The 26972-nt window shown below is 72.8% G+C and carries 22 protein-coding genes and 1 pseudogene; 14 read left to right on the top strand and 9 right to left on the bottom strand.

Annotated elements, in window-relative coordinates; genetic code table 11:
- Positions 1–34 precede the first annotated feature (34 nt).
- From ACWC5O_RS18505 to cobI, 7 genes are read left to right on the top strand one after another with little or no spacing between them, the layout of a single operon-like run.
- Entirely contained in the window at positions 35–979 is a 945-nt protein-coding gene (locus ACWC5O_RS18505) for a cobalamin biosynthesis protein (protein WP_450588375.1), read from the top strand.
- The gene (locus tag ACWC5O_RS18510) at positions 976–2508 is read left to right on the top strand and encodes a cobyric acid synthase (RefSeq protein ID WP_450588377.1); all 1533 of its coding nucleotides are present in this window, start codon (positions 976–978) and stop codon (positions 2506–2508) included. Before ACWC5O_RS18505 ends, ACWC5O_RS18510 begins: the two co-directional genes overlap by 4 nt.
- The gene (cobN, locus tag ACWC5O_RS18515; protein WP_450588378.1) at positions 2505–6158 is read left to right on the top strand and encodes a cobaltochelatase subunit CobN; all 3654 of its coding nucleotides are present in this window, start codon (positions 2505–2507) and stop codon (positions 6156–6158) included. The genes ACWC5O_RS18510 and cobN overlap by 4 nt, the downstream gene beginning before the upstream one ends.
- Positions 6155–8161, top strand: coding sequence for a putative cobaltochelatase (locus tag ACWC5O_RS18520; RefSeq protein WP_450588380.1), 2007 nt, complete (start codon positions 6155–6157; stop codon positions 8159–8161). Before cobN ends, ACWC5O_RS18520 begins: the two co-directional genes overlap by 4 nt.
- Entirely contained in the window at positions 8161–8769 is a 609-nt protein-coding gene (cobO, locus tag ACWC5O_RS18525; protein ID WP_450588382.1) for a cob(I)yrinic acid a,c-diamide adenosyltransferase, read from the top strand. Before ACWC5O_RS18520 ends, cobO begins: the two co-directional genes overlap by 1 nt.
- Complete coding sequence (locus ACWC5O_RS18530) at positions 8763–10139, top strand: cobyrinate a,c-diamide synthase (RefSeq protein WP_450588383.1); 1377 nt, start codon at positions 8763–8765, stop codon at positions 10137–10139. Before cobO ends, ACWC5O_RS18530 begins: the two co-directional genes overlap by 7 nt.
- Positions 10136–10885 (top strand): precorrin-2 C(20)-methyltransferase, encoded by a 750-nt coding sequence (cobI, locus tag ACWC5O_RS18535; RefSeq protein ID WP_450588385.1) that lies wholly within the window; start codon positions 10136–10138, stop codon positions 10883–10885. Before ACWC5O_RS18530 ends, cobI begins: the two co-directional genes overlap by 4 nt.
- 14 nt (positions 10886–10899) lie before the next feature.
- Here the strand turns inward: cobI and ACWC5O_RS18540 are convergent, their stop codons facing one another.
- Positions 10900–11631, bottom strand: coding sequence for a ZIP family metal transporter (locus tag ACWC5O_RS18540; protein ID WP_450588387.1), 732 nt, complete (start codon positions 11629–11631; stop codon positions 10900–10902).
- Between the two features lie 118 nt (positions 11632–11749).
- On the opposite strand from ACWC5O_RS18540, the gene cobM reads away from it, so the two are divergent.
- Genes cobM through cobC form a run of 6 tightly spaced genes read left to right on the top strand, consistent with a single transcriptional unit; the run spans position 11750 to position 18094 of the window.
- Complete coding sequence (gene cobM / locus ACWC5O_RS18545; RefSeq protein WP_450588388.1) at positions 11750–12568, top strand: precorrin-4 C(11)-methyltransferase; 819 nt, start codon at positions 11750–11752, stop codon at positions 12566–12568.
- The gene (gene cbiE, locus ACWC5O_RS18550; RefSeq protein WP_450588389.1) at positions 12565–13797 is read left to right on the top strand and encodes a precorrin-6y C5,15-methyltransferase (decarboxylating) subunit CbiE; all 1233 of its coding nucleotides are present in this window, start codon (positions 12565–12567) and stop codon (positions 13795–13797) included. The genes cobM and cbiE overlap by 4 nt, the downstream gene beginning before the upstream one ends.
- Entirely contained in the window at positions 13794–15524 is a 1731-nt protein-coding gene (gene cobJ, locus ACWC5O_RS18555; RefSeq protein ID WP_450588391.1) for a precorrin-3B C(17)-methyltransferase, read from the top strand. Before cbiE ends, cobJ begins: the two co-directional genes overlap by 4 nt.
- Before the next feature lie 5 nt (positions 15525–15529).
- The gene (locus ACWC5O_RS18560; RefSeq protein ID WP_450588561.1) at positions 15530–16117 is read left to right on the top strand and encodes a precorrin-8X methylmutase; all 588 of its coding nucleotides are present in this window, start codon (positions 15530–15532) and stop codon (positions 16115–16117) included.
- The gene (locus ACWC5O_RS18565) at positions 16114–17049 is read left to right on the top strand and encodes a sirohydrochlorin chelatase (protein ID WP_450588393.1); all 936 of its coding nucleotides are present in this window, start codon (positions 16114–16116) and stop codon (positions 17047–17049) included. Before ACWC5O_RS18560 ends, ACWC5O_RS18565 begins: the two co-directional genes overlap by 4 nt.
- Complete coding sequence (cobC, locus tag ACWC5O_RS18570; protein ID WP_450588395.1) at positions 17039–18094, top strand: Rv2231c family pyridoxal phosphate-dependent protein CobC; 1056 nt, start codon at positions 17039–17041, stop codon at positions 18092–18094. The genes ACWC5O_RS18565 and cobC overlap by 11 nt, the downstream gene beginning before the upstream one ends.
- 17 nt (positions 18095–18111) lie before the next feature.
- Here cobC and ACWC5O_RS18575 read toward each other — a convergent pair whose 3' ends face one another.
- From ACWC5O_RS18575 to ACWC5O_RS18595, 5 genes are all read right to left on the bottom strand, one after another.
- On the bottom strand, positions 18112–19014 hold the full coding sequence (locus tag ACWC5O_RS18575) for an SCO1860 family LAETG-anchored protein (RefSeq protein ID WP_450588397.1): 903 nt from the start codon (positions 19012–19014) through the stop codon (positions 18112–18114).
- Positions 19015–19157: 143 nt separating this feature from the next.
- Positions 19158–20249 carry an amidohydrolase family protein gene (locus ACWC5O_RS18580; RefSeq protein WP_450588398.1) on the bottom strand — a complete coding sequence of 364 codons (1092 nt, stop codon included), beginning with the start codon at positions 20247–20249 and terminating at the stop codon, positions 19158–19160.
- Between the two features lie 42 nt (positions 20250–20291).
- On the bottom strand, positions 20292–21086 hold the full coding sequence (locus ACWC5O_RS18585; RefSeq protein ID WP_450588400.1) for an amino acid ABC transporter ATP-binding protein: 795 nt from the start codon (positions 21084–21086) through the stop codon (positions 20292–20294).
- Positions 21083–21916 (bottom strand): amino acid ABC transporter permease, encoded by an 834-nt coding sequence (locus ACWC5O_RS18590; protein ID WP_450588401.1) that lies wholly within the window; start codon positions 21914–21916, stop codon positions 21083–21085. Before ACWC5O_RS18590 ends, ACWC5O_RS18585 begins: the two co-directional genes overlap by 4 nt.
- Positions 21917–21920: 4 nt before the next feature.
- The gene (locus tag ACWC5O_RS18595; RefSeq protein ID WP_450588403.1) at positions 21921–22766 is read right to left on the bottom strand and encodes a transporter substrate-binding domain-containing protein; all 846 of its coding nucleotides are present in this window, start codon (positions 22764–22766) and stop codon (positions 21921–21923) included.
- Between the two features lie 167 nt (positions 22767–22933).
- Here ACWC5O_RS18595 and ACWC5O_RS18600 point away from each other — a divergent pair.
- Positions 22934–23203, top strand: a pseudogene (locus tag ACWC5O_RS18600) (alanine--glyoxylate aminotransferase family protein); the annotation flags it as partial.
- 365 nt (positions 23204–23568) lie between these two features.
- Here the strand turns inward: ACWC5O_RS18600 and ACWC5O_RS18605 are convergent.
- The 3 genes from ACWC5O_RS18605 to ACWC5O_RS18615 form a co-directional block, all read right to left on the bottom strand.
- The gene (locus ACWC5O_RS18605; RefSeq protein ID WP_450588405.1) at positions 23569–24246 is read right to left on the bottom strand and encodes a hypothetical protein; all 678 of its coding nucleotides are present in this window, start codon (positions 24244–24246) and stop codon (positions 23569–23571) included.
- A 43-nt stretch (positions 24247–24289) separates the two neighbouring features.
- Positions 24290–25636 carry an NACHT domain-containing protein gene (locus ACWC5O_RS18610; protein WP_450588406.1) on the bottom strand — a complete coding sequence of 449 codons (1347 nt, stop codon included), beginning with the start codon at positions 25634–25636 and terminating at the stop codon, positions 24290–24292.
- 997 nt (positions 25637–26633) lie between these two features.
- On the bottom strand, positions 26634–26972 hold the full coding sequence (locus ACWC5O_RS18615; RefSeq protein ID WP_450588408.1) for a trypco2 family protein: 339 nt from the start codon (positions 26970–26972) through the stop codon (positions 26634–26636).

The raw sequence follows: 26972 nt of genomic DNA on the forward strand, positions 1-26972 counted from the left end.
AGGGCCCTGCCTGCCCCCACGGCCGGCTGAGCCGATGGGTGCCGATCGCTTCTACGCGTACGGCGCCGCCGCCGGCCTCGTCGGCGACCTCGTCCTCGGCGATCCGCGCCGCGGGCATCCGGTCGCCGCGTTCGGACGGGCGGCCGCCGCCGTGGAACGCGCGCTGTGGCACGACCACCGCGGCTGGGGTGCGCTGCACACCGCCCTGTGCGCCGGGGGTGCCGTCGCTCTGGGGGCCGCGGCCGAGCGGGCCGTGCGCCGCTCCCCCGTCGCCTCCGTCGCGCTGACCGCCGCCGCCACCTGGGCCGTGGTCGGGGGCACTTCGCTCGCCCGGGAGGCGCGGACCGTCGGGCGCGCGCTGGAGTCCGGGGACGTCGAGGCGGCGCGGGCGCGGCTGCCGCATCTGTGCGGGCGGGATCCGCAGGCCCTCGACGCCGACGGGATGGCCCGGGCCGTGGTCGAGTCCGTTGCCGAGAACACCTCGGACGCCGTGGTGGGTGCGCTGGTGTGGGGTGCGGTGGGCGGGGTGCCGGGGCTGCTCGGCTTCCGGGCCGTCAACACCCTGGACGCGATGGTGGGGCACAAGTCGGCCCGCTTCCGGCGCTACGGCTGGGCCTCCGCCCGGCTGGACGACCTCGCCGGCTGGCCTGGGGCGCGGCTGACCGCCGTACTCGCGGCCGCCGCCGGACCCGACCCCCGAGGCGCCCTGCGCGCCTGGCGGGCGGACGCCCGCAAGCACCCGAGTCCCAACGCCGGGCCCGTCGAGGCCTCGTTCGCGGGCGCCCTCGGCGTGCGGCTGGGCGGGACGCTCTCCTACGGCGGGCGCGTCGAACACCGGCCCGTGCTCAACGGGGACACCGGGCGGCCCGTCCGGGTCACCGACATCGACCGGGCCGTACGGCTCTCCCGCCGGGTCGGTCTGCTCGCGCTCGGCGGCACGGTCGCCGCGCGCCGACTCGTGAAGGGACGTGGGAAGTGAACGGTGGTCTCCTCGTCGCCGGCACCACCTCCGACGCCGGCAAGAGCGTCGTGACGGCCGGGATCTGCCGGTGGCTGGTGCGCCAGGGCGTCAAGGTCGCGCCCTTCAAGGCGCAGAACATGTCCCTCAACTCGTTCGTGACCCGGGAGGGTGCCGAGATCGGGCGGGCTCAGGCCATGCAGGCCCAGGCCTGCCGTGTCGAGCCGACCGCGCTGATGAACCCCGTGCTGCTCAAGCCCGGTGGTGAGCAGAGCAGCCAGGTGGTGCTGCTCGGCAAGCCGGTGGGCGAGCTGAGCGCGCGCGGGTACCACGGGGGGCGCCAGCAGCGGCTGCTCGGCACGGTGCTGGACTGTCTGGCCGAGTTGCGGGGCACGTATGACGCGGTGATCTGTGAGGGGGCCGGTTCGCCCGCGGAGATCAATCTGCGGCGCACCGACATCGTGAACATGGGGATCGCGCGGAACGCGCGGCTTCCCGTGCTCGTGGTGGGTGACATCGACCGCGGGGGCGTGTTCGCCTCCTTCTTCGGGACCGTCGCGCTGCTGTCCCGGGAGGACCAGGAGCTGGTCGCCGGTTTCCTGGTGAACAAGTTCCGCGGGGATGTCAGCCTGCTGGAGCCGGGGTTGGGCATGCTGCACGGGCTCACCGGACGGCACACGTACGGCGTGCTGCCGTTCCGGCACGGGCTCGGCATCGACGAGGAGGACGGCCTGAGAGTCTCCCTGCGCGGGACCGTGCGGGAGTCGAACACCGCACCGCCCGTCGGCGAGGACGTGCTGCGGGTCGCCGTCTGCGCGGTCCCGCTCATGTCCAACTTCACGGACGTGGACGCGCTGGCCGCCGAGCCGGGTGTCGTGGTGCGGTTCGTGGACCGGCCGGAGGAGCTGGCGGACGCCGACCTCGTGGTGATCCCGGGGACCCGGGGGACGGTCAGGGCGCTCGCGTGGCTGCGGGAGCGGGGTCTCGCGGACGCCCTCGTCAGAAGGGCCGCGGAGGGACGCCCGGTGCTCGGCGTCTGCGGTGGCTTCCAGATCCTCGGCGAGCACATCGAGGACGAGGTCGAGTCGCGCGCCGGCAGCGTCCCGGGACTCGGAGTGCTCCCCGTGCGCGTGCGGTTCGCCCGCGAGAAGACCCTGACCCGGCCGGTGGGGGAAGCCCTCGGGGAGCGGGTCGAGGGCTACGAGATCCATCACGGCGTCGCCTCCATAGAGGGTGGTGAGGCGTTCATCTCTGATGACAAAGGACACAGCCTGGACGGCTGCCGGGTCGGCCGGACCTGGGGCACGCACTGGCACGGCTCGCTGGAGTCGGACGGATTCCGGCGGGCCTTCCTGCGCGAGGTGGCGGCCGCCGCGGGCCGCCGCTTCGTGCCGGCCCCCGACACCTCGTTCGCCGCGCTGCGCGAGGAGCAGCTGGACCGGCTCGGCGACCTGATCGAACAGCACGCGGACACGGACGCGCTCTGGCGGCTCATCGAGTCGGGCGCGCCGCAAGGACTGCCTTTCATTCCACCGGGAGCGCCCGCATGAGCACAGTGTTGTTGTTGTCGACCGCCGACACCGATCTGCTGGCGGCCCGGGCCTCCGGCGCCGGCTACCGGATCGGGAACCCCACCCGGGTGGACGTCGCAGAGGAGCTGCCGGGCCTCGTCGAGGGCGCGGACATCGCCGTCGTACGCCTGCTGGGCGGCAAGCGCGCCTGGGAGGACGGGCTGGCCGTCCTCCGGGCGTCCGGTGTGCCGACCGTGCTGCTGGGCGGCGAGGCCGTGCCGGACGCCGAGCTGATGGCCGAGTCGTCCGTACCGGCGGGTGTCGTGGCGGAGGCCCTGAAGTACCTGGTCGAGGGCGGGCCCGACAACCTGACCGAGCTGGCCCGGTTCCTGTCCGACACCGTGCTGCTGACCGGCGAGGGCTTCGAAGAACCGCGGAAGATGCCCGAGTACGGCGTGCACGGCTCGTACGGGATCCGGGACGGCCGGCCGACCGTGGGCGTGCTCTTCTACCGGGCGCACGAGCTGAGCGGCAACACCGCCTTCGTGGACACGCTGTGCGAGGCGATCGAGGGCCGGGGCGCCAACGCCCTGCCCGTGTACTGCGGTTCGCTGCGCGGCGCGGATGCCGGGCTGTACCAGCTGCTGGGGCAGGCCGACGCCCTGGTCGCCACCGTCCTGGCGGCCGGCGGTACGCATGCCTCGCAGGCCTCGGCGGGCGGCGACGAGGAGTCCTGGGACATCGGGGCGCTCGCCGACCTGAACATCCCGGTGCTGCAGGGCCTCTGCCTCACCTCCTCGCGCTCCGCCTGGGACGAGTCGGACGCCGCCCTCTCCCCCATGGACGCGGCGATGCAGGTCGCGATCCCGGAGTTCGACGGCCGGATCGTCACCGTGCCGTTCTCCTTCAAGGAGCAGGGACCGGACGACGTGCCGGTGTACGTCGCCGACCCCGAGCGGGCCTCGCGGGTGGCCGGAATCGCCGTACGGCACGCGCAGTTGAAGCACAAGCCGAACGCGGACAAGAAGATCGCGCTGGTCTTCACCGCCTACCCGACCAAGCACTCGCGGGTCGGCAACGCGGTGGGCCTGGACACGCCCGCGTCGGCGGTACGCGTCCTGGACGCCCTGAAGGAAGCCGGATACGGGCTCACCGCATACCCGGACAACGGCGACGAGTTGATCCACCGGCTGATCGAGGCCGGCGGTCACGACGTCGAGTGGCTCACCGAGGAGCAGCTGGCCGCCGCGCCCGCGCGGGTGCCGCTCGCCGACTACCGGGCGTGGTTCGACAAGCTCGACCCGGAGCTGCGGGACGCGATGCTGGAGGCGTGGGGCGAGCCGCCGGGCAGCCTGTACGTGGACGGGGACGAGATCGTGCTCGCGTCCCTGCGGTTCGGGAACGTCGTCGTGATGATCCAGCCGCCGCGCGGCTTCGGTGAGAACCCGATCGCGATCTACCACGACCCCGACATGCCGCCGTCGCACCACTACATGGCGGCCTACCGCTGGCTCGACAACAGCTTCGGCGCCGATGCGATCGTGCACATGGGCAAGCACGGCACGATGGAGTGGCTGCCGGGCAAGGGCCTGGGTCTGAGCGCCGGTTGTGCCCCGGACGCCGTCCTCGGCGACCTGCCCCTCATCTACCCGTTCATCGTCAACGACCCCGGCGAGGGCACGCAGGCCAAGCGGCGCGGGCACGCCACGGTGGTCGACCACCTGGTGCCGCCGATGGCGCGTGCCGACACCTACGGCGACCTGGCCAAGCTGGAGCAGCTGCTGGACGAGTACGCGCTCGTCTCCGACCTGGACCCGGCGAAGGCACCGGCCGTGCGGGCGCAGATCTGGACGCTGGTCAAGACAGCCGAGCTGCACCACGACCTGCATGTGGACGAGCAGCCGGACGACGACGACTTCGACGAGTTCGTCATGCACATCGACGGCTATCTGTGCGAGATCAAGGACGTGCAGATCAGGGACGGTCTGCACATCCTCGGCGGCGGTCCGGTCGGCGAGCCGCGCGTGAACCTGGTCCTCGCCGTGCTGCGCGCCTCGCAGGTGTGGGGCGGGCAGGCGAACGCGCTGCCGGGGCTGCGGGCCTCGCTGGCCGAGCACTTCGGGCTCGTCGAGAAGGAGCTGCTGGCCGAGCCCGGTGCGCCGGTGAAGGTGCCGGTGGAGCTGACGGACCTGGTCGAGGGCCCCTCCCGGACGGCCGCCGACGCGATCGACCTGCTGGAGCAGCTGTGCCGGCGGCTCGCGGAGGGCATGGAGGCGCGCGACTGGGCGGTCGCCGAGAGCGTGCCGCTGGTCCGAGAGGTCCTCGGCACCGAACTCCGGGACGCGGTCGCGGTGCTGGAGTTCGCGTGCACCGAGGTGGTACCACGGCTCGCCCGCACGACCGACGAGATCGGCCACATCCTGCGGGCGCTGGACGGCGGTTACGTCCCGGCCGGCCCCTCGGGTTCGCCGACCCGCGGTCTGGTCAACGTCCTGCCGACCGGCCGCAACTTCTACTCGGTCGACCCCAAGGCCATCCCCTCCCGGCTGAGCTGGGAGGTCGGCCAGTCGCTGGCGGACTCGCTGGTGCAGAGGTATCTGCAGGACACGGGTGAGTACCCGAAGTCCGTCGGCCTCACGGTGTGGGGCACGTCGGCGATGCGCACCCAGGGCGACGACATCGCCGAGATCCTGGCGCTGCTGGGCTGCCGCCCGGTGTGGGACGAGGCCTCGCGCCGGGTGACGGGGTTCGAGGTGGTTCCCCTGGCGGAGCTGGGCCGACCGCGCATCGACGTCACGGTCCGCATCTCCGGCTTCTTCCGGGACGCGTTCCCGCATGTGGTCGGGCTGATCGACGACGCGGTGCGGGCGGTGGCCGAGCTGGACGAGCCCGCCGGGCAGAACTTCGTGAAGGCGCACGCCGACGAGGACACCGCCGGGCACGGAGACCGGCGGCGCGCGACGGCCCGTGTCTTCGGCTCCAAGCCGGGTGCGTACGGCGCCGGTCTGCTGCCGCTGATCGACGCCCGCAACTGGCGCTCCGACGCCGACCTCGCCGAGGTGTACGCGGTGTGGGGCGGCTACGCGTACGGGCGCGGGCTCGACGGGCGGGCGGCGCGCGGGGACATGGAGACCGCGTTCAGGCGGATCGCGGTCGCCGCGAAGAACGTCGACACCCGCGAGCACGACCTGGTCGACGCCGACGACTACTTCCAGTACCACGGCGGCATGGTCGCCATGGTCCGCCACCTGACCGGCGCCAACCCCGAGGCCTACGTGGGTGACAGCGCCGTACCCGACCAGGTGAGGACCCGCACGCTCGGCGAGGAGACGCACCGCGTCTTCCGCGCGCGCGTGGTCAACCCGCGCTGGATGGCGGCGATGCGCCGGCACGGCTACAAGGGCGCCTTCGAGATGGCGGCGACCGTGGACTACCTGTTCGGCTACGACGCGACGGCGGGCGTGGTCGACGACTGGATGTACGAGAAGCTCAGCGCGGAGTACGTCTTCGACCCGGAGAACCGGGACTTCATGAAGAAGTCCAACCCGTGGGCGCTGCGCGGGATCACCGAGCGGCTGCTGGAGGCGGCGGACCGCGGGCTGTGGGCCGAGCCGGACGCGGACACGCTGGAGCGGCTGCGCGCCACCTACCTGGAGCTGGAAGGCGACTTGGAGGGCGACGAGAAGTGAGTACCCCGTTTCCGTTCACGGCCGTCGTCGGCCAGGACGACCTGCGGCTTGCGCTGCTGCTGAACGCCGTGTCGCCGGCGGTCGGCGGTGTGCTGGTGCGCGGCGAGAAGGGCACCGCCAAGTCGACGGCCGTACGGGCCCTTTCGGCGCTGCTGCCGGAGGTGTCCGTGGTCTCCGGGTGCCGTTTCTCCTGTGACCCGGTGGCACCGGACCCGTCCTGCCCGGACGGGCCGCACGAGGCCGGGGCCGGTGTGTCGCGGCCCGCGCGGATGGTCGAGCTGCCCGTCGGCGCCTCCGAGGACCGGCTGGTGGGCGCGCTGGACATCGAGCGGGCGCTGGCGGAGGGCGTGAAGGCGTTCGAGCCGGGCCTGCTGGCCGACGCGCACCGCGGGATCCTCTACGTCGACGAGGTCAACCTGCTCCACGACCACCTGGTCGACCTGCTGCTGGACGCGGCGGCGATGGGCGCGTCCTACGTCGAGCGCGAGGGCGTCTCGGTACGGCACGCGGCTCGGTTCCTGCTCGTCGGCACCATGAACCCCGAGGAGGGCGAGCTGCGGCCGCAGCTGCTGGACCGCTTCGGGCTGACGGTGGAGGTGGCGGCCTCGCGGGAGCCGGACCAGCGGGTGGAGGTCGTACGGCGACGGCTCGCCTACGACGACGACCCGGCGGGCTTCGCCGCACGGTGGGCCGCCGAGGAGGCCGCCGTACGGGATCGGATCGTGGCCGCGCGCGAGCTGCTGCCGCAGGTGCGGCTGGGCGACGGGGCGCTGCGGCAGATCGCGGCGACCTGCGCGGCCTTCGAGGTGGACGGCATGCGTGCCGACATCGTGATGGCGCGTACGGCGACGGCGCTGGCCGCGTGGGCCGGGCGCACGGACGTGCTCGCCGAGGACGTGCGGCAGGCCGCGCTGCTGGCGCTGCCGCACCGGCGCCGCCGCAATCCGTTCGATGCGCCGGGTCTTGACGAGGACAAACTGGACGAGACCCTGGAGCAGTTCGGCGGCTCGGACGACGAGGATCCCGACCCGGACGGTCCGGGCGGGGGCGGTGGACAGCCGCCGCAGTCCGACGGCGGTCCGCAGGGCGGTGGCGACACGGCCGCGCAGCCCGAGGCCGGTGAGGGCGGGCAGCCGCAGGCCGCCGGCGCACAGGAGCAGCAGGCCGTACGGGCCGCCGAGCCGTTCCGTACGAAGGCGCTGAGCGTGCCCGGGATCGGCGAGGGCGCCGCCGGGCGGCGCTCGCGCGCGCGGACCGAGCACGGGCGGACCACCGGGGCCCGGCGGCCGCGCGGGACGCTCACCAAGCTGCACCTGGCGGCGACCGTGCTGGCCGCGGCCCCGCACCAGCGGGCCCGCGGGCGGTCCGGGCCGGGGCTGGTGCTGCGCAGGGACGATCTGCGGCAGGCGACGCGGGAGGGGCGCGAGGGCAACCTCGTGCTGTTCGTGGTCGACGCGTCCGGGTCGATGGCGGCACGGCAGCGGATGAGCGCCGTGAAGGGTGCCGTGCTGTCCCTGCTGCTGGACGCCTACCAGCGGCGGGACAAGGTGGGCCTGGTGACCTTCCGGGGCGCCGCGGCCGATGTCGCCCTGCCGCCGACCTCGTCGGTGGACGCCGCGGCGGCCCGGCTGGAGTCGCTGCCGACGGGTGGCCGTACGCCGCTGGCGGCCGGGCTGCTCAAGGCGCACGAGGTGCTGCGGGTGGAGCGGCTGCGGGATCCGGCGCGGCGGGCGCTGGTCGTGGTGGTGACCGACGGGCGGGCCACCGGTGGCCCGGAGCCGGTCGCGCTGGCGGGGCGGGCGGCCCGGCTGTTCGCGGCCGAGGGCGTCGCCTCGGTGGTCGTGGACTGCGAGTCGGGGCCGGTGCGGCTCGGGCTCGCCGGGCAGCTCGCGGGTGAGCTGGGCGGTACGGCCGTCACGCTGGACGAGCTGCGGGCCGACTCGATCGCCGGGCTGGTCAGGAACGTGCAGGGGACGCAGGGGACTTCGAGGAGGGCCGCGTAATGCCGCAGGGACAGCCGAGTGTGGTGCCGGACGACGGGCTGACGACCCGCCAGCGGCGCAACCGTCCGCTGGTCGTCGTCCACACGGGCATCGGCAAGGGCAAGTCGACCGCCGCGTTCGGTCTCGCGCTGCGCGCCTGGAACCAGGGGTGGCCGATCGGGGTGTTCCAGTTCGTCAAGTCGGCGAAGTGGAAGGTCGGCGAGGAGAACGCGCTGCGTGTGCTCGGTGCCTCCGGCGAGGGCGGCACCGTCGACTGGCACAAGATGGGCGAGGGCTGGTCCTGGGTCCAGCGGGACATCCAGGGTGACAACGCGACCAACGAGGAGAAGGCCCGGGAGGGCTGGGAGCAGGTCAAGCGGGACCTGGCGGCCGAGACGTACCGGCTGTACGTGCTGGACGAGTTCGCCTACCCGATGCACTGGGGGTGGGTGGACACGGACGAGGTCGTGGACGTGCTGCGGAACCGGCCGGGTACGCAGCATGTGGTGATCACCGGTCGTAACGCGCCCGAGAAGCTGGTGGACTTCGCCGACCTCGTCACCGACATGTCCAAGGTCAAGCACCCCATGGACGTGGGGCAGAAGGGCCAGAAGGGCATCGAGTGGTGAGTTCCGTCCCCCGGCTGGTCATTGCCGCGCCGTCGTCCGGCAGCGGCAAGACCACCGTCGCCACGGGGCTGATGGCCGCGTTCGCCGCGCGGGGGCTCGCCGTGTCCCCGCACAAGGTCGGGCCCGACTACATCGACCCCGGGTACCACGCGCTCGCGACCGGGCGGGTGGGGCGCAACCTGGACGCGTACCTGTGCGGGCCGGAGCTGGTCGCTCCGCTGTTCCTGCACGGGGCGTCGGGGTGTGACCTCGCGGTCGTCGAGGGTGTGATGGGGCTGTACGACGGGGCCGCGGGCGAGGGGGAACTCGCGTCCACGGCCCATGTCGCCAAGTTGTTGCGGGCGCCGGTGGTGCTGGTCGTGGACGCGTCGTCGCAGTCGCGGTCGGTGGCGGCGCTGGTGCACGGGTTTGCCTCCTGGGATCCGGAGGTGCGGGTCGGGGGCGTGATCCTGAACAAGGTGGGCTCCGACCGGCATGAGGAGCTGCTGCTGGACGCGTTGGATGCGGCCGGGGTGCCGGTGCTGGGTGTGCTGCGGCGGGTTGCTCAGGTGGATACGCCTTCTCGGCATCTGGGGCTGGTGCCTGTTGCCGAGCGGCGCTCCGCTGCGGTCGACTCCGTCGGGGCCATGGCGGCGCAAGTTGCTCGAGGTTGCGACTTGGTCGCGCTGGAGGCGTTGGCACGTTCCGCCGGTCCATTGCCAGGGGGCTCCGCCCCCTGGACCCCCGATTGCCCGCCCGTCCGCCCGAAACTGTCGGATGGGAAATGGGCGCCGCGTGTCGCCGTTGCCGGTGGTTCCGCGTTCACCTTCTCCTATGCCGAGCACACCGAGCTGCTGACCGCCGCCGGCGCCGAAGTGGTCACCTTCGATCCACTCCGGGACGAGCAACTGCCCGAAGATACAGCCGGGTTGGTCATCGGGGGCGGGTTCCCCGAGGTGTATGCCGCCGAGCTGTCCGCCAACGAGCCGCTGCGCAAGGCCATTGCCGAACTGGCGTTGAACGGCGCCCCCGTCGCCGCCGAATGTGCCGGGCTGCTCTATCTCTGCCGGGAGTTGGACGGAAAGCCCATGTGCGGGGTGCTGGACGCCACCGCGCGGATGAGTGAACGGCTCACTCTGGGGTACCGGGACGCGGTGGCCGTCGGGGACAGTGTGCTGGCCGTCGCGGGCACGCGGATGCGGGGGCACGAGTTCCATCGCACGGTCGTCGAGCCCGGGGCGGGTGCCGCTCCCGCCTGGGGGGTGCGCACCCCGGCTCGGCGGGTCGAAGGTTTCGTACAGCAGGGCGTGCACGCGAGTTATCTGCACACGCACTGGGCGTCCGAGCCCGGTGTGGCCCGTCGGTTCGTGGAGAGGTGCCGGACGTCATGAGCAGCAGGCTGGTCGGTGTCGGGGTCGGTCCCGGTGACCCGGAGCTGGTGACCGTCAAGGGGGTCAACGCGCTGCGCGCGGCGGACGTCGTCGTCGTACCCGTGATGGCTGCGCCCGATGGAAAGGACGGCGGGGAGCGGGGGCGGGCCGAGGCGACCGTGTTGCACTACGTGCCCGCCGAGAAGGTCGTCCGGGTGGTGTTCGCGCTGAACGAGCGGACCGACCGGGCGCGGCGGGAGGCCGCCTGGGACGCGGCGGGCGAGAGGGTCGCCGAGCTGCTGCGGCGGCACGGGTCCGTCGCCTTCGCCACCATCGGGGATCCGAACGTGTACTCGACGTTCACGTATCTCGCGGAGACGATCGCGGAGCTGGTGCCGGGTGTCGCGGTGGAGACCGTGCCCGGGATCACCGCCATGCAGGATCTGGCGGCCAGGTCCGGGGCCGTCCTGACCGAGGGCACCGAGCCGCTGACGCTGGTGCCGGTGACGGCGGGCTCGGCGGTGCTCAAGGAGGCGCTGGCCGGGCCGGGGACCGTCGTGGCGTACAAGTTCGGGCGGCAGGCCGCCGAGGTCGCCGAGGTGCTGCGGGAGACCGGGCGGATCGGGGACGCCGTGTGGGGCTCGGCGCTCGGGCTGCCGGAGGAGTCGGTGCGGCCGGCCGCGGAGCTGGACGGGGAGCCGTTGCCGTATCTGTCGACGCTGATCGCGCCGCCGCGGCGGGACGGCGGACGGGGCGGGAAGCTGTGAGGCGGCCGCTGCGGTCAGCCGCCGGAGATGCCGACCACCAGCCAGATGAAGGCCGCGCCGGCCACCGTGCACAGCAGGGTGGAGCGGGCGGGGTGCTCGTGGTGGGCTTCGGGGAGGATCTCGGCGGCCGCGAGATAGAGCAGGACGCCGCCGAAAAGGCCGAGATAGCCGCCGAGCAGCGGTTCGGGGAGGTGGAAGAACGCGGTCGACAGCGCGCCCACGACGGGTGCGAGGGCGTCGGCGACGAGCATGCCTATCGCCCGGCGGCGCGCGTTGCCGTACAGGCTCGTGATCGTGAAGGTGTTGAAGCCGTCGGCGAAGTCGTGCGCGATCACGGCGAGCGCGACGGAGGCGCCCATGCCGCCGCCCACCTGGAAGGCCGCGCCGATCGCCACACCGTCCATCGCGCTGTGGCCGACCATCGCGGCGGCCGCCGTCAGGCCCACCTCGGGCGCGCGGTGGTTGTGCTCGTCGCCCCCGTGCGACGCCTGGCGCGCGGCCAGCGTGCGCTCCACCAGGTGGGCCAGCAGGAAACCGGCCACGAACAGCAGCAGGGCCGCGGGTACGCCGAAGATCTCGCGGTCGGCGGCGTGCAGCGCCTCCGGCAGCAGGTCCAGGCCGACCACGCCCAGCATCAGACCGCCGGCCAGACCCAGGACCAGGTGGCGACGGTCGGTCACGCGCTGTGCCGTCCAGCCGCCGGCCAGCGTCATCAGGAACGCGCCGAGCGCGACAAAGACCGCCATAGGCCCTTGCTATCCGATGGAGGCGCCTTCGCGCACATCCGGCGCCTTCCGCATGCCACCAGACCCTGACACATCCCCCGATTTCGACTCGCATTTCCGCACGAGAGGACCTCTTCCCATGGCCGATGCCCCCACCGGCAAGGTGACGTTCGTCGGTGCCGGCCCCGGCGCCGCCGACCTGCTGACGTTCCGTGCCGCGCGCGCGATCGCGGAGGCCGACGTGGTGATCTGGGCGGCGAGCCTGGTCCAGGCGGAGGTGCTCGAGCACGCACACGCGGACGCGGAGATCCTCGACTCGGCGACCATGTCCCTGGAGGACGTCGTGGCCGTCTACCGGCGGGCCCTGGCCGAGGGCCTGAAGGTCGCGCGGATCCACTCCGGCGACCCGGCGCTGTGGGGCGGTACGCAGGAGCAGCTGGACCGGTGTGCCGAGCTCGGGATCGCGACGGAGGTCGTGCCGGGCGTCTCGTCCTTCTCCGCCGTCGCCGCCCTCGCGCAGCGCGAGCTGACCATCCCGGAGGTCGCCCAGTCCGTGGTGCTGACCCGGCTCGGCGGCGGCAAGACGCCGATGCCGCCCGGCGAGGAGGTGCGCGAGTTCGCCCGGCACGGCACCACCATGGCGATCTTCCTGTCGGCGGCCCGCAGCGGCCAGCTGGTGCGGGAGCTGCTGGAGGGCGGTTACCCGACGGACACCGCCGTGGTCGTCGCCTACCAGGCGACCTGGCCGGAGGAACTGGTCGTGAAGTGCACGATCGGCACGCTGGAGGAGACGGTCAAGGAGCACAAGCTCTGGAAGCACACGCTCTTCCTGGTCGGGCCGGCGCTGGACGCCCACGGCACCCGTTCGCACCTGTACCACCCGGGTCACTTCCACGGGTTCCGCAAGGCGGACCCCGAGGCGCGGCGGGCGCTGCGTGAGCGGGGGGCGAGCAGTTGATCACGGTCGTCGGTACGGGGACGGGGGCACCGGTTCCCGCGGACGTCCTCGCCGGTGCCGCTCTGGTCGTCGGCGGGCGGCGCCATCTGGACGCCGTACGGCTGCCCGAGGGCGCGGAGCGGATCGTGCTCGGGCCGCTGGCGCCCGCCCTGGAGACGATCGCGGAGTACGCCGGCAAGGAGCTGCCGGTGGTCGTGCTGGCCTCCGGGGATCCCGGGTTCTTCGGGATCGTGCGGGCGCTGGCCGAGCGGTTCGGGGCCGGGCTGCTGGACGTGCGGCCCGGAGTGTCGTCGGTGGCGACGGCGTTCGCGCGGATCGGGCTGCCGTGGGACGACGCGGTCGTGGTGAGCGCGCACGGGCGTGACCTGCGCACGGCCGTCAACGTGTGCCGGGCGCACCCGAAGGTGGCCGTGCTGACGGGGCCCGGGGCCGGGCCCGCCGAGTTGGGCGCCGCGCTCGGCGAGGGCCGGGTCCTCGTCGTGGCGAGCGCGCTCGGCGACCCCGAGCGCGAGCGCGTGGAGCGGGTGACGCCCGCCGAGGCCGCGGCGAAGGACTGGGGTTCGGCCGTGAGCGTGGTGCTGTGCCTGGACGAGACCCGGGCGCTGGGCGGGCTGCGCACGGTCGCCGGGGTGCCCGCGCGGCCGGACCGGTGGGCGCTGGACGAGAGCGAGTTCGCGCACCGCGACTCGATGATCACCAAGTTCGAGGTGCGGGCGCTGGCGCTGGCCCGGCTCGGGCCGCGCCTGGGCGACCTGGTGTGGGACGTCGGCGCGGGTTCGGGTTCGGTGGCCGTGGAGTGCGCGCGGCTCGGCGCGGCCGTCGTCGCCGTCGAGAAGACCCCGGACGGGGCCGAGCGGATCCACGCCAACGCGCGGGCGCACGGTGTCGACGTCCGCGTGGTGCACGGCTCGGCGCCGGACGCGCTGGCCGAACTCGACGATCCCGACGCCGTGTTCGTCGGCGGCGGCGGGCGCGAGCTGCCTGCCGTCGTCGGCGCGTGCGCGCGGCGGGCACGGCGCACTGTTGTTGTGGCCATGGCCGCCCTTGACCGGGTGCCGGCGGCGCGCGAGGCGCTGACGAGTGCCGGGTTGGCCTGCGACGGGGTGCTGTTGCAGTCGTCGCGGCTGGCGCCGCTGCCGGGTGACGTGACCCGGCTGGCGGCGACCAATCCCGTTTTCCTGCTGTGGGGCGTCAGAACCCCGGTGTCTAGTGAAGGAGTTGGCCAGTGATCGGCCTCATTTCCGCCACCGCGGCGGGGGCGGCGGCGCGCGACCGGCTGGCCGCGGCCTGGCCGGACCGTACGCGGGTGTACGACGGCCTGGTCGGGGAGGCCGTCCGGGCCGCGTTCGCGCAGTGCGAGCAGCTGGTGTGCTTCCTGGCGACGGGCGCGACGGTGCGGCTGCTCGCGCCGCTGCTCGGCGACAAGGCGGCGGACCCGGGTGTGGTGTGCGTGGACGAGGGCGGCCGCTTCGCGGTGTCGCTGGTCGGCGGGCACGGCGGCGGCGCCAACGAACTCGCCCGTGAGGTGGGCGCGTTGCTGGGTGCGGAGCCGGTGGTGACGACCGCGACGGACGCCGTGGGGCTGCCGGGTCTCGACACCCTCGGGTTCCCGTTCGAGGGTTCGGTCGCCACGGTGTCCCGGGCCCTGCTGGACGGCGAACCCGTCGCCCTGGAGGCCGAGGTGCCGTGGCCGCTGCCGCCGCTGCCGACCTCGGCGCAGGGGTCGTACACCGTCCGGCTCACGGACCGCGCCGTCGAACCGGGTGAGCGGGAGGTGCTGTTGCGGCCGCCGTCCCTGGTGGTCGGGGTCGGCGCCTCCAGGGGCGCGCCGGTCGAGGAGGTGCTCGGGCTGGTCGAGGACGCGCTGCGGCAGGCGGGTCTCTCGCCGAGGTCGGTGGCCGAACTCGCCACTGTGGACGCCAAGTCGGAGGAGCCCGGCATCATCGAGGCCGCCGAGCGGCTCGGGGTGCCGCTGGTGACGTACCCGGCCGGGGAACTGGCGGCCGTGCGGGTGCCCAACCCGTCGGACGCCCCCCTCGCGGCCGTCGGCACCCCCTCCGTCGCCGAGGCGGCCGCTCTGGTGCGCGGCGGTGAACTCCTCGTGCCCAAGCGGAAGTCCGCGGCCCGGCCGGCCATGGCGACCTGTGCCGTCGTACGCCGCCCCGGGCGCGGGCGGCTCGCCGTGGTCGGGCTCGGCCCCGGCGCCCGGGACCTGCTCACCCCGCGCGCGGCGGCGGAGCTGCGGCGGGCGTCCGTGCTGGTGGGGCTCGACCAGTACGTCGACCAGATCCGTGACCTGCTGCGGCCGGGCACCCGGGTGCTGGAGTCGGGGCTCGGCGCCGAGGAGGAGAGGGCCCGCACGGCGGTCGCCGAGGCCCGCAAGGGGCATGCGGTGGCGCTGATCGGCAGCGGGGACGCGGGCGTGTACGCCATGGCCTCCCCCGCGCTCGCCGAGGCGTCCGACGACATCGACGTGGTCGGCGTGCCCGGTGTGACGGCCGCGCTGGCCGCCGGGGCGATCCTGGGCGCGCCGCTGGGCCACGACCACGTCTCGATCAGCCTGTCCGACCTGCACACGCCGTGGGAGGTCATCGAGCGGCGGGTGCGGGCGGCGGCCGAGGCGGACATCGTGGTCACCTTCTACAACCCGCGCTCCCGGGGCCGCGACTGGCAGCTGCCCAAGGCGCTCGCGATCCTCGCCGGGCACCGGGAGCCGACGACGCCCGTCGGTGTCGTACGCAACGCCTCGCGGCCGGACGAGTCGAGCCGGCTGACGACGCTGGCCGCGCTCGACCCGGCGACGGTCGACATGATGACGGTCGTGACCGTGGGCAACACGGCGACCCGCGACATCGCGGGGCGCATGGTGACCCCGCGCGGCTACCGCTGGCAGGAAGCTGCATCGATGAGCGGCTCCACCGCGGGGCAGGAGAGCACGGAGGAGAGTGCCCAGTGAACCCTGTGGCCCGTGTGGTCCATCCCATCGAGCAGGAGTCCTTCCGGCGGCTGCGCGCCCGGCTGGACACCTCGCACTTCCGGCCGCTGACCCGGGCGGTGGTGGAGCGGGTCATCCACTCCGCCGCCGACCTGGAGTACGCGACCGACCTCGTCACGGACGAGAGCGACCTGGTGAAGGCACATGCCGCGCTGCACGCCGGGGCGCCCGTCGTCGTGGACGTGGAAATGGTCGCGGCCGGCATCACCCGCCGGGCGACCGTGTGCCGGCTGAAGGACGCCAAGGCCGGGCCGGGGCTGACCCGTTCCGCCCACGCGATCCGGCTCGCGTACGAGGAGGTCGGGCCCGGCGCCCTGTGGGTGATCGGCTGTGCGCCGACCGCCCTGGAGGAGCTGCTGACCCTGGACGCCTCCCCCGCGCTCGTCATCGGCCTGCCCGTCGGCTTCGTCGGCGCGGCCGAGTCCAAGGAGGCGTTGCGGGCGAGCGGGCTGCCCGCCGTGAGCAACGTGTCCGAGAAGGGCGGCTCGGCGGTCGCCGCCGCCGCGCTCAACGCCCTGCTGTACCACCCGATTTCCACCGAGGAGAAACCGTGACCACCCCGCCGCCCGCCCTGCTCATCGCCGGCCACGGCACCCGGGACGAGGCCGGAGCCGAGGCGTTCCGCGACTTCGTGCGGGAGCTGGGCCGCCGCCACCCCGAACTGCCCGTCGCGGGCGGTTTCATCGAGCTGTCCCCGCCGCCGCTGGGCGAGGCCGTCACCGACCTGGTCGAGCGGGGCGTACGGCGGTTCGCGGCCGTGCCGCTGATGCTGGTGTCCGCCGGGCACGCCAAGGGTGACATCCCGGCCGCGCTGGCCCGCGAGAAGGAGCGGCACCCGGGCATCTCGTACACCTACGGCCGCCCGCTCGGCCCGCACCCGGCGCTGCTGAACGTGCTGGCACGGCGGCTGGACGAGGCCCTCGGGGGCACGGCCCGTACGCCCGAGGACCGGGCCGACGTGACCGTGCTGCTGGTGGGCCGGGGCTCCACCGACCCGGACGCCAACGCCGAGGTGTACAAGGCGGCGCGGCTGCTGTGGGAGGGGCGCGGGTACGCCGGTGTGGAGACGGCGTTCGTGTCGCTGGCGGCGCCGGACGTGCCGAGCGGTCTCGACCGCTGCGCGAAGCTGGGGGCGAAGCGGATCGTCGTCCTCCCCTACTTCCTGTTCACCGGCATCCTGCCGGACCGGGTGCGGCAGCAGACCGAGGGCTGGGCGGCCGCGCACCCGGAGGTCGAGGTGCGCTCGGCGGACGTCATCGGGCCCGAGCCGGAGCTGCTGGATCTGGTGATGGAGCGGTACGAGGAGGCCGTCAGGGGCGACCTCCGGATGAACTGCGACTCCTGCGTGTACCGGATCGCGCTGCCGGGCTTCGAGGACAAGGTGGGGCTGCCCCAGCAGCCGCACTTCCACCCGGACGACGACCACCACCACCACGGGCACGGGCACCACCATCACGGGGGGCACACGCACAGCCATGCACACTGACGACACCGGGCACGATCTGCGGCATCACGGGGACGCCGAGGTCCGTGACGACGGGGCCGCGCTGGTCGACCTCGCGGTCAACGTCCGTGCGGACACGCCTCCGACGTGGCTGCGGGAGCAGATCGCCGGGTCGCTGTCGTCGCTCGCGGCCTACCCGGACGGGCGGGCCGCGCGGGCGGCGGTGGCGGCGCGGCACGGGCTGCCGGTGGAACGGGTGCTGCTGACGGCCGGGGCGGCGGAGGCGTTCGTGCTGCTGGCGCGGGCGCTGAAGGTGCGCCGGCCGGTCGTCGTGCACCCGCAGTTCACGGAGCCGGAGGCGGCGCTGCGGGACGCGGGGCACAGCGTGGACCGGGTCGTGCTGCGCGAGACCGACGGCTTCCGGCTGGATCCGGCGGTCGTCCCCGAGGACGCCGACCTGGTGGTGATCGGGAACCCGACCAATCCGACGTCGGTCCTGCACCCGGCCGCCACGATCGCCGGACTCGCCCGCCCGGGGCGGACGTTGGTGGTCGACGAGGCGTTCATGGACGCGGTACCCGGTGAGCGCGAGGCGCTGGCGGGACGGACCGACGTGCCCGGCCTGGTCGTGCTGCGCAGCCTGACCAAGACGTGGGGGCTGGCCGGGCTGCGCATCGGCTACGTGCTGGCCGCACCGGAGACGATCACCGAACTGGAGCGGGCCCAACCGCTGTGGCCGGTGTCGACGCCGGCACTGGCCGCGGCTCAGGCGTGCGTGGCGCCGCGAGCTCTGGCGGAGGCGGCACACGCGGCCCACCGGATCTCGGCGGACCGGGCCCATCTGGTGGCGGGGCTGTCCGCCTTCGCCGACCGGGGTGTGCGGGTGGCCGGTCCGGCCGAAGGGCCGTTCGTGCTGGTGCGTATGCCGGACGCCGCCGCGGTACGAGGGCGACTGCGCGAGCTGGGCTACGCGGTGCGGCGTGGGGACACGTTTCCCGGGCTGGACGCCGACTGGATACGCATGGCCGTACGGGACAAGGCCACGGTGAACGGATTCCTGGCGGGGCTGGAGCGAGCACTGGGCTGACCCCGCCAGGGGTTCCGTCAGCCCTTCCGGCGGCGGGCCACCGTCACCGCTCCCCCGCCCACCAGCAGCAGCGCCAGCGCGCCGCCCGCGATGTACGGCGTCGCCGAGTTGCCGCCCGTCTCGGCCAGGTCGGCGCGGGCGCCCTGGGGCTTCACGTCGGACGCCGGGTCGTGACTCGGGACCGAGTGCCCGGTGGGCGGGTGCATCGGTGACTCACAGGTGGCCTTGGCCAGGGTGATCGTTCCTGCCACCTCGGCCACGTTGAGCTTCAGCGGGTTGACGGAGACCTTGAGTTCGAGGGCCGTCGCGGCTGCCGTGCGGGACGTGGTCTCGTGCTCGGAGAGGTCGAGGCGGACCTCTCCGACGCCGGGCACCTTCACCTCGGTCGGGCCGCCCGCGGTCAGCGTGACGCGCTTGCCGAGGACCGTGACGGCGCCGAGGACGTCGGCGGAGGCGACGGGCCGCTTCCCGACCGCGCAGGTCGCCTTCGCGGTGACCGCGTCGACCTCCACGAGAGAGAGCAGGGGCAGGCCCGGGACGTGCACCTTGGCGTGGGCGACGCGGACCGAGCCCTCGGCGAGCTTCTTGTCCACCGTGGCCTTGGCCGTGGCGACGTCCGCGCCGAGGACCGTGAACGGCTTGCCGCCGTTCACGCCGTCGAGCCGGGCGGACAGCGCGGTTCTGTCGGCGCTCCGGGGCGCCTGGACCTCGTTGAGGGTGACCGCGAGCGGGACGTTGACGGTCTTGTTGAGCAGGGACACGTCGAGTCCGGTGCGGAGCACGACGGCGGAGGCGCGACCATGGTCGGTGGTCGCGTGCGCGGCGCCCGCGCCCAGGACCGCGGGACCTGCGGCCAGGGCGGTGACCGTCGCGACCGTGGCGAGACGGCGTGCGGGCATACGGAAGTTGTTGCTGTTCAAGGTGGTGGGACCCCCAGACGGAACATGCTTGGGACCCGTCAACCTTGTACGCACTGTGGGTGAACGGTCAGCTATCCTGGGTCACTTCACTCAAACGTGGATATCACGCACACCTCTTCGAATCACCGGGCACACGCGTTCCCTTACTCGACCACGACCCCGTTGAGCACCACCCGACGCGGCGCCGCCAGCACCCGTACGTCCGCCCGCGGGTCGGACTCGTACACCACCAGGTCGGCCGGTGCGCCCTCCTCCAGGCCGGGGCGGCCCAGCCAGGCCCGGGCGCCCCAGCTGGTGGCCGACAGCGCCGCGACCGGCGGGATGCCCGCGGTGACGAGTTCGGCGACCTCGCCCGCCACCAGGCCGTGGGCCAGTGAGCCGCCCGCGTCCGTGCCGACGTACACCGGGATGCCGGCGTCGTAGGCGCCGCGCACGGTGTCGTAGCGGCGCTCGTGCAGCCGGCGCATATGGGCCGACCAACGCGGATACTTGGTCTCGCCGCCGGCCGCGAGCCGCGGGAAGGTGGCGATGTTGACGAGGGTCGGGACGATCGCCACGCCGCGCTCGGCGAAGAGCGGGATCAGTTCCTCCGTCAGGCCGGTGGCGTGCTCGATGCAGTCGATGCCCGCCTCGACCAGGTCGCGCAGCGAGCTCTCGGCGAAGCAGTGCGCGGTGACACGGGCGCCGAGGCGGTGGGCCTCGGCGATGGCCGCCTCCACCGCCTCGCGCGGCCAGCAGGCGGACAGGTCGCCGAGGTCGCGGTCGATCCAGTCGCCGACCAGCTTGACCCAGCCGTCGCCGCGCCGGGCCTCCTGGGCGACGTACGCGACGAGCTCGTCCGGCTCGATCTCGTGGGCGTAGTTCCTCATGTAGCGGCGGGTGCGGGCGATGTGCCGGCCGGCCCGGATGATCTTCGGGAGGTCGTCGCGGTCGTCGACCCAGCGGGTGTCGGAGGGTGAACCCGCGTCGCGGATCAGCAGGGTGCCGGTCTCCCGGTCGGTCAGCGCCTGCTTCTCGGCGGTGTCCGCGTCGACCGGGCCGTCCGCGCCGAGGCCGACGTGGCAGTGCGCGTCGACCAGGCCCGGCAGCGCCCAGCCCTCGACGGTCCGTATGTCCCGGGCCCCGGCGGGGCGGTCGTGGCTGACGCGCCCGCCGACCACCCACAGCTCGTCGCGGACGTCCTCGGGCCCCACCAGGACCCGGCCCTTCACGTGCAGCACCGCGTGATCGCTCATGTAGGGCACCTTAGTGAGCCAGGACCCGGTCCGGTCAGTGACCTACGACTCGGTCTTGTCCACCTGGTCCGAGGCCGCCTCCTCCACCTCCGCCATCGCCGGATCGAGCAGGCGGGAGAGGAAGTGGCGGGTGCGCTCGTGGCGGGGGCTGCCGATGACCTGGTCGGGGCTGCCGTCCTCGACGACCACGCCGCCGTCCATGAAGACGACCCGGTCGGCGACCTCGCGGGCGAAGGTCATCTCGTGGGTGACGACCATCATGGTCATGCCCTCGGTGGCGAGCATGCGCATGACGGCGAGGACATCGCCGACCAGCTCCGGGTCGAGCGCTGAGGTCGGCTCGTCGAAGAGCATCACCTCGGGGCCCATCGCCAGCGCGCGGGCGATGGCCACGCGCTGCTGCTGGCCGCCGGAGAGGGAGGACGGGTAGGCGTCCGCCTTCTCGGACAGGCCGACCCGGGCGAGGTTCTCGGCGGCGGTCTTCGCGGCCGTGGCCTTGTCCCGCTTGAGGACCCGGCGCTGCGGGAGCGTGAGGTTCTCGGTGACTGTCAGGTGCGGGAAGAGGTTGAACTGCTGGAAGACCATGCCGATGCGGCGGCGTGCGGCGTCGATGTCGACGTCCGGGTCGGTGATCTCGGTGCCGCCGACGAAGACCTGGCCCTTGGTGGGCTCTTCCAGCAGGTTGACACAGCGCAGCAGGGTCGACTTGCCGGAGCCGGACGGGCCGATGACGCAGACGACCTCGCCCTGGCCGATCTCCAGGTCGATGCCGCGCAGGACGTGGTTGTCGCCGAAGGACTTGTGCAGGTCCTGGACGCGGATCTCCGGGCGGCTCATCGGATCGCCTCCTTGGAATCGGACTCCATACGGCGGACGACGAAGCCGAGGGGGATCGTGATGAGCAGGTAGCACAGGCCCGCGACCAGGATCGGCGTGGAGTTGGCGGTCGTACTGGCCAGGTCGTTGCCGAACTTGGACAGCTCGCGCTCCTCCAGCGTGACGCCGAGGAACAACACCAGCGAGGAGTCCTTGAAGAGCAGGACCAGCTCGTTGGTCAGCGGCGGCAGGATGATGCGGAAGGCCTGCGGGATGATGATGGAGATCATGGCCCGGGTGGGCGAGAAGCCCAGGGAACGGGCCGCCTCCATCTGCCCCTTGGGCACCGCCTGGATACCCGCGCGGATGGTCTCCGCCATGTAGGCGGCGGAGACGAGGCCGAGGGCGAGGGCGACCTTGCCGTAGGTGCCGCCGGGGTACTGGATGTCCGGGAAGGCCAGCGGTACGCCGACGCCGACGAAGATGAAGATCAGCAGCGCGGGCAGGCCGCGGAAGATCTCGATGTAGATGCCGGCGACCCAGCGGTACGGCCCCACCGAGGACAGCCGCATCAGGGCGATGAGCATGCCGAGGGCGAGCCCCACGACGAAGCCGGACAGGGTGTACAGCACGGTGTTCTTCAGCGCCACCGTGATGACGTCCGGGAACATCTGCTCGGCGATGTGGGCCTGCGCGAACTGGTTCTTCAGCCGTCCCCAGTCCGCCGTGGCCGCGAACGCGACCACGGCGGCGACGAATACGGCGTACTGCGCCCCGCGCGACAGCCTGCGCTTCTGGCGGCGCGTCAGGCCTGTTTTCCTCGGCTGGATCTGCGTGTCCGTCTCGGTCATGGGGTCAGTAGGCGGACGGCGAGGCGGCGGAGGTGTCGTACGGACCGATCCACTGCTCGTAGAGCTTCTTGTAGGTGCCGTCGGCCTTGGCGTCCTTGAGGGCCTTGTTGACGGCGGCGAGCAGCGCGGTGTTGCCCTTCTTCACCGTGAAGCCGTACTGCTCACCGGTGTTGAGGTTGTCGACGACCTTGAAGGCGTCGGCGTTGGCCTTGTCCTTCAGCCAGCCCTGGACGACCGGGTAGTCGATGACGACGGCCTGGACCTGGCCGGTGCGCAGACCGTTGAGGACCGCGTCGGAGGAGTGGAAGGAGACCGGGTCGAAGCCCTTGCTCCTGGCGTAGTCCTCGCCGGTGGTCTGCGCCTGGGCACCGAGCTTCTTGCCCTTGGCCTTGACGTCGGCGAGCGAGTTGACGCCGGCCTTCTTGTCGACGAGGACGGCCTGGGTGGCCTCGAAGTACGGGTCGGAGAAGTCCACGTTCTTCTTGCGCTCGGCGGTGATGGTCATACCGGCGGCGGCCAGGTCGCACTGCCCGGAGTTGAGGAAGGCGCCTGTCTTGAAGTTCTCGAACGGCGTGTCGAGGATCTGCTGCTTGACGCCCAGGTCCTTGGCGACGAGGTCGATCAGGGAGACGTCGAAGCCCTGCACCTTGCCGTTGATCTCCGACTGGAACGGCGGGTACGGCAGGTGGGTACAGGTGGTCAGCTGACCGGCCTTGACGAGGTGGACGCCCTTGACGGTGGTCTTGCCGCTCTCCGAGCCGCCGGAGGAGCAGCCGGCCACGAGCACGAGCCCGGCCGTCGCGGTGGTGGCGGCCAGGATGCGGGTCCGGCGTCCGAGGAGCGTTTTCATGGGGGGATCTCCCTGCGGGGGAACTGTGGGTTCCGATTATAAGGAAAAGTTTGAGTCTCTCAAATCAAACCGATGGTTACGGAGCCTTTCGACTTAAGATCGATGGAGTCGCACAGCACGGCGCGCTGTTCTACCTGGACGCGGTCGCCTCGGTCGGGGCGGAGCCGGTGCTGCCGGACAGGTGGGGTGTGGACCTGTGCGTGATCGGCGCACAGAAGGCGATGGGCGGCCCGGCGGGTGTGTCGGCGATCTCGGTGAGCGAGCGGGCGTGGGCCCGTATGGCGGCCGACCCGAACGCGCGCGCCGCTCCTACCTCTCCCTCCTCGGCTGAAGGAGCGCTGGATCGACGGCGGCCGCAAGGCGCTGCCGCGCCCGCCCAGCTGGAGATGCTGGCGCTGGAGGCGTGCCTGGAGCGGATCGAGTCGGCGGGCCTGGAGACGGTGATGGCCCGGCACCGCGACGCCGCGCCGGCGGTACGCGCCGGTGTGACGGCGCTCGGCGGAGGCCTGGAGCCGTACGTGTACGAGGTGAGGGACGCGGGACCGGTGGCGACGACGCGGCGGACGCCGACGGGTGTGGTGGCGTCCGAGCTGGTGGCACGCGCGCTCGCGGCCGACCCGCGCTGCCGCCGGCGGCGGGAGGCGGGGCGCCGGCCGAGCAGATGGTCCGGGTCAAGCCGGGCGCGGTGCACAGCCGCCTCACGGCGCTGGGTGCCGCGCTGGCCGAGCGGGGGCTGGACGTGGACCTGCCAGGCGCGCTGCGGGCGGCCGAGCGGGCCGAGCCTGCTGCGTGAACCCTCGGCTCAGCGGGTCTCCGGCAGCCTGGACGGGCTTGCTCGGGCCTGCTCGCGCAGCACGACGAACCGGTCGCCGAGTTCCTCTGCTCCGACGACGCGCATCCCGTCGTAGAGGCGTTCGGAGATCAGGACCGGCAGGCCCGGGTGTTGCCGCAGCGGGGACAGGTCGAGTGGGGTCTCGGCAGCCATCGGGCCGGCCAGGTCCAGGGAAAGGTACTGGAGATCAGGGAAGGTTCGGCACAGCACGTCGAGGTCGAGGCGATCCCGCGCGACGAAGAGGTGCAGTTGCCGGATGTTCGGGGTGGGTGCGTGTGGGAGTACCTCGTACAAGGCCCCGTCGTGCAGCCACACTTCGGGGGGATAGGGCAGTGCGGAGATCGCGTCCCAGATCTCCGGTCTCATTCCGCGTCCGATTCCCAGTGCCGATGCGCCGGTGTCCGAGAGCGCGGAGATGTCCCGCAGCGCCGGGCACTCGCTCAGGGACACTTTCTCCAGATCCGGAAGTCTCCGCAGAAGTCCCAGGTCCTCGACCTTCTCGTTCTGTCTGATCCACAGACCCCGGACTCCCGCTGTCGGGCAATGGGCATCCAGGTCCGCCGGCTCGAAGTCCCCGTTCAGGACGATCGCGCTGACCGAGCGCAACCAAGCCAGCGACGCCAGGTGCGCCCGGCCCGGTACGGTCACGGTTTCGAGTCGCACTTGTGACAGCACGTCTCGGGCGTACTCCTCAGGCGGGTGCCGGTACCAGCCGGCGACGAGCTCCAGGCGCACGCCCTCCGCGGGGTGCGACGCGAATCTCCTCAGTGCCCGGCGTGCCGATGCGCTGCGCACCTCGGTCAGAGCCTTCACGACGTACTCGGCCTGCTGGTCGTCCAGTCCCCCCGGGCCCCGGCAGCAGGTCCACGATCCATTCCCCGAGCCGGGCGAACAGCGAGGCCTCTTCGGGGTCCCGCAACGGAAACAGGGCGGCGACCCGCGCCCGCACCTTCTCCATCAGATCCGCGTCCAGCGACAGCAGACTGACCGCACACATCGCGGCCAGCAGATGATGCCACCGCCGCACCCACGGATCCCGGGCGTCAGCGATCCTCACCAGCCTCTTGACGACGTGGTGGGCTTCCTTGCGCGTGGCGTGGCCGACGCCCATCACGATCACGTCCATCCATGCCGCTTCGTGCGCGTGCTTCAGCACTTCGGACAGCCGGCCGCTTTCGTGCAGTTCCTTCGCCGCCAGATAGTCCTGGAACGTGCGGTGGATGAACTGGATCGCGTCGGCCGAGGGTTCCGCGAGCAGTCCGCTTCTGTCGAGCAGGAAGCGCAGCACGCGCTCGGGCTCGGCCTGGGCGTGGATCCGCGGCATGTCCCGCATGGCCAGGGAGAGTTGCCGGATCGCCTGGTCGCGCGTCATCTGCTCCTGACCGGCGTGAAGGAGCCAGAGGGCGAGCGGCTGGAGCAGCGCGTGCTGCTCGTCGGAGTCGAGGAGGACGTCGGATCGGCCGACCCCCCGCTCGGCGTCGCGACCGCCCAGGAGCATGGCGAGAGCGGCACGGTAGAGCGACCAGCGGCTGGTCGGCAGCAGGCCGCGTCTGCGCCGGTGCAGGGCGCAGACGACTGCGCACAGGAGCGGCGTACGGGCGAGCCGGTAGAGCGCGGCGCTCTGGACGAGCTGGGGGAGCAACGACGCTTCGAGTGTGCTGAGCAGCTCCCGTTCCTCGGCGGCCCGCCCGGCGTCGTGGAGCTGATCGCATTCCAGTCGGGCGGCGTCGTGCCAGGCAGCGATGAACGCGGCCATGTCGTCGTCGTTCATCGGCAGCAGCGTCAGCTCGGCGAAGCCCTCGTGCGCGAGCCAGTCCCGGTCCACGGCGCCCGGCCGGACGGTCGCCAGGCAGCGGGTCCGGGGATAGCGGTCGAGCAGGGCGGTGAGCCAGCGGCGGGCCTCCTCCCGTTCCCGCTCGGGGATCTCGTCGAGTCCGTCCAGGAGCAGCAGTCCGCGCCCCGCCTCCAGCACCCGGCGCGACCAGCCCTCGGGGGCGTCGTCCGTGATGACGCGGCCGGCCGACAGCAGCTCGGACACCGCGGGGAAGCGTCCTCCGCGTGCCTGCACGTCGCGCGCGGCACGACGAAGGGGACGAGGCGGTTGATCCGCTGGAGCTTCGGTCCGAGGGTGCCGTTCGCGGCGTGGGCGGCGAGCCACCAGACCAGGGTGGTCTTGCAGGCGCCGGCCTCACCCCGCAGCAGGGTGCGGGGTCGGTCCGCCAGCAGCGCGTCGATCCGCTGAGGCCCGGATCCACCCCCACTGGCCTCCAGGCCGAGGTAGGCCGTGTCGAGGTCCCACCGCGACTCGCTCCTTCCCAGTTCCTCGATGCCGAAGATCTCCGTCTTGCGGTACCGGGCGCTCAGATCGGCCGCGTACCGGGCTTCGAACAGCTCGTCCTGCGGGTGAACGTCGGTGATGTCCTCGAAGTGCTGGTCCCGCAACAGGGTCTCGACCGGGACCGCCTCGATCCTGAGGTGGTGCCGGTCGCGCGGCACCTGGGTCACCACCCCCAGCAGCACGCCCCCGGCGAATACCGGCGCCCCGGACAGTCCCGCCAACGGCGAGTCCCCACGGCCCCGTTCGGCGGCGGCGGGCTGGTCGACCTGGCAGACGAGCAGGTCGCGCAGCCGCCCGGCCATGGGCAGCACGCTCACACCGTACTGGTCGTACTCCAGATCCTCACCGTGGTCCCCGTACCGCTGGATCTCGGGGAAGCCGACGATCTGGCAGTGCGGCAGGGGTGCGCCCGTCGCGACCCTGCCGTATCTGATCAGCCCGAGCCGAGCCGCCCGCCCACCGCCGATCACCATCGAGTCGGCGGCCAGCAGGACCGCGTCGAGGCCGGGATCCGTGAGCCTCACCTTGCAGGACACGGGGACGCCCGAGAACGGATGGATCACCTCGGCGGAGTCCCGGTCCCCCACCACATGCCGCGCCGTCAGAACGGTGCAGGGATCGAGCAGTACCCCGCTGCCCTGTCCTTGGCCCTGTACCACCACGAGCCGGTCCAGGGCGAAGCCCCCGAGGTCCACCGTCACCGCTCCCCGTCGCCCCTGCCGAACCGAGCCGTGCTCCCCCGGTTCTCGCTCCGCACCTTCCACGGCTGCCCGGTGCGCGCGTCCACCGGTCTGAGCGGCACGGTGACCCGGTGCGTGCGGGTCGTCCCGCCGCCGCCGTCCGCGCCGGCCTCCACCACCCAGGCCTTCACCTTCACCCCGCCCTTGGCCTCCTTGCGAAGCTCGACACCGAACTCCAGCTCGATGTCCCCGACCTCGAAGGTCACGTCCTGCCCGGCCGAGCGGGCGGCGGCGGTGACGAGTTCGTTGCGCACGGCCTCGACGGCGTCGGCCAGTTCGATCCGGTCATCGGTCAT

The sequence above is a fragment of the Streptomyces sp. NPDC001450 genome, assembly GCF_053597295.1.

Coding starts and splice junctions, on each gene's coding strand:
- ACWC5O_RS18505 (WP_450588375.1), top strand. CDS start 35: ATGGGTGCCGATCGCTTCTACGCGTACGGCGCCGCCGCCGGCCTCGTC.
- cobN (WP_450588378.1), top strand. CDS start 2,505: ATGAGCACAGTGTTGTTGTTGTCGACCGCCGACACCGATCTGCTGGCG.
- cobO (WP_450588382.1), top strand. CDS start 8,161: ATGCCGCAGGGACAGCCGAGTGTGGTGCCGGACGACGGGCTGACGACC.
- cobI (WP_450588385.1), top strand. CDS start 10,136: ATGAGCAGCAGGCTGGTCGGTGTCGGGGTCGGTCCCGGTGACCCGGAG.
- ACWC5O_RS18540 (WP_450588387.1), bottom strand. CDS start 11,631: ATGGCGGTCTTTGTCGCGCTCGGCGCGTTCCTGATGACGCTGGCCGGC.
- cobM (WP_450588388.1), top strand. CDS start 11,750: ATGGCCGATGCCCCCACCGGCAAGGTGACGTTCGTCGGTGCCGGCCCC.
- cobC (WP_450588395.1), top strand. CDS start 17,039: ATGCACACTGACGACACCGGGCACGATCTGCGGCATCACGGGGACGCC.
- ACWC5O_RS18580 (WP_450588398.1), bottom strand. CDS start 20,249: ATGAGCGATCACGCGGTGCTGCACGTGAAGGGCCGGGTCCTGGTGGGG.
- ACWC5O_RS18585 (WP_450588400.1), bottom strand. CDS start 21,086: ATGAGCCGCCCGGAGATCCGCGTCCAGGACCTGCACAAGTCCTTCGGC.
- ACWC5O_RS18590 (WP_450588401.1), bottom strand. CDS start 21,916: ATGACCGAGACGGACACGCAGATCCAGCCGAGGAAAACAGGCCTGACG.
- ACWC5O_RS18595 (WP_450588403.1), bottom strand. CDS start 22,766: ATGAAAACGCTCCTCGGACGCCGGACCCGCATCCTGGCCGCCACCACC.
- ACWC5O_RS18615 (WP_450588408.1), bottom strand. CDS start 26,972: ATGACCGATGACCGGATCGAACTGGCCGACGCCGTCGAGGCCGTGCGC.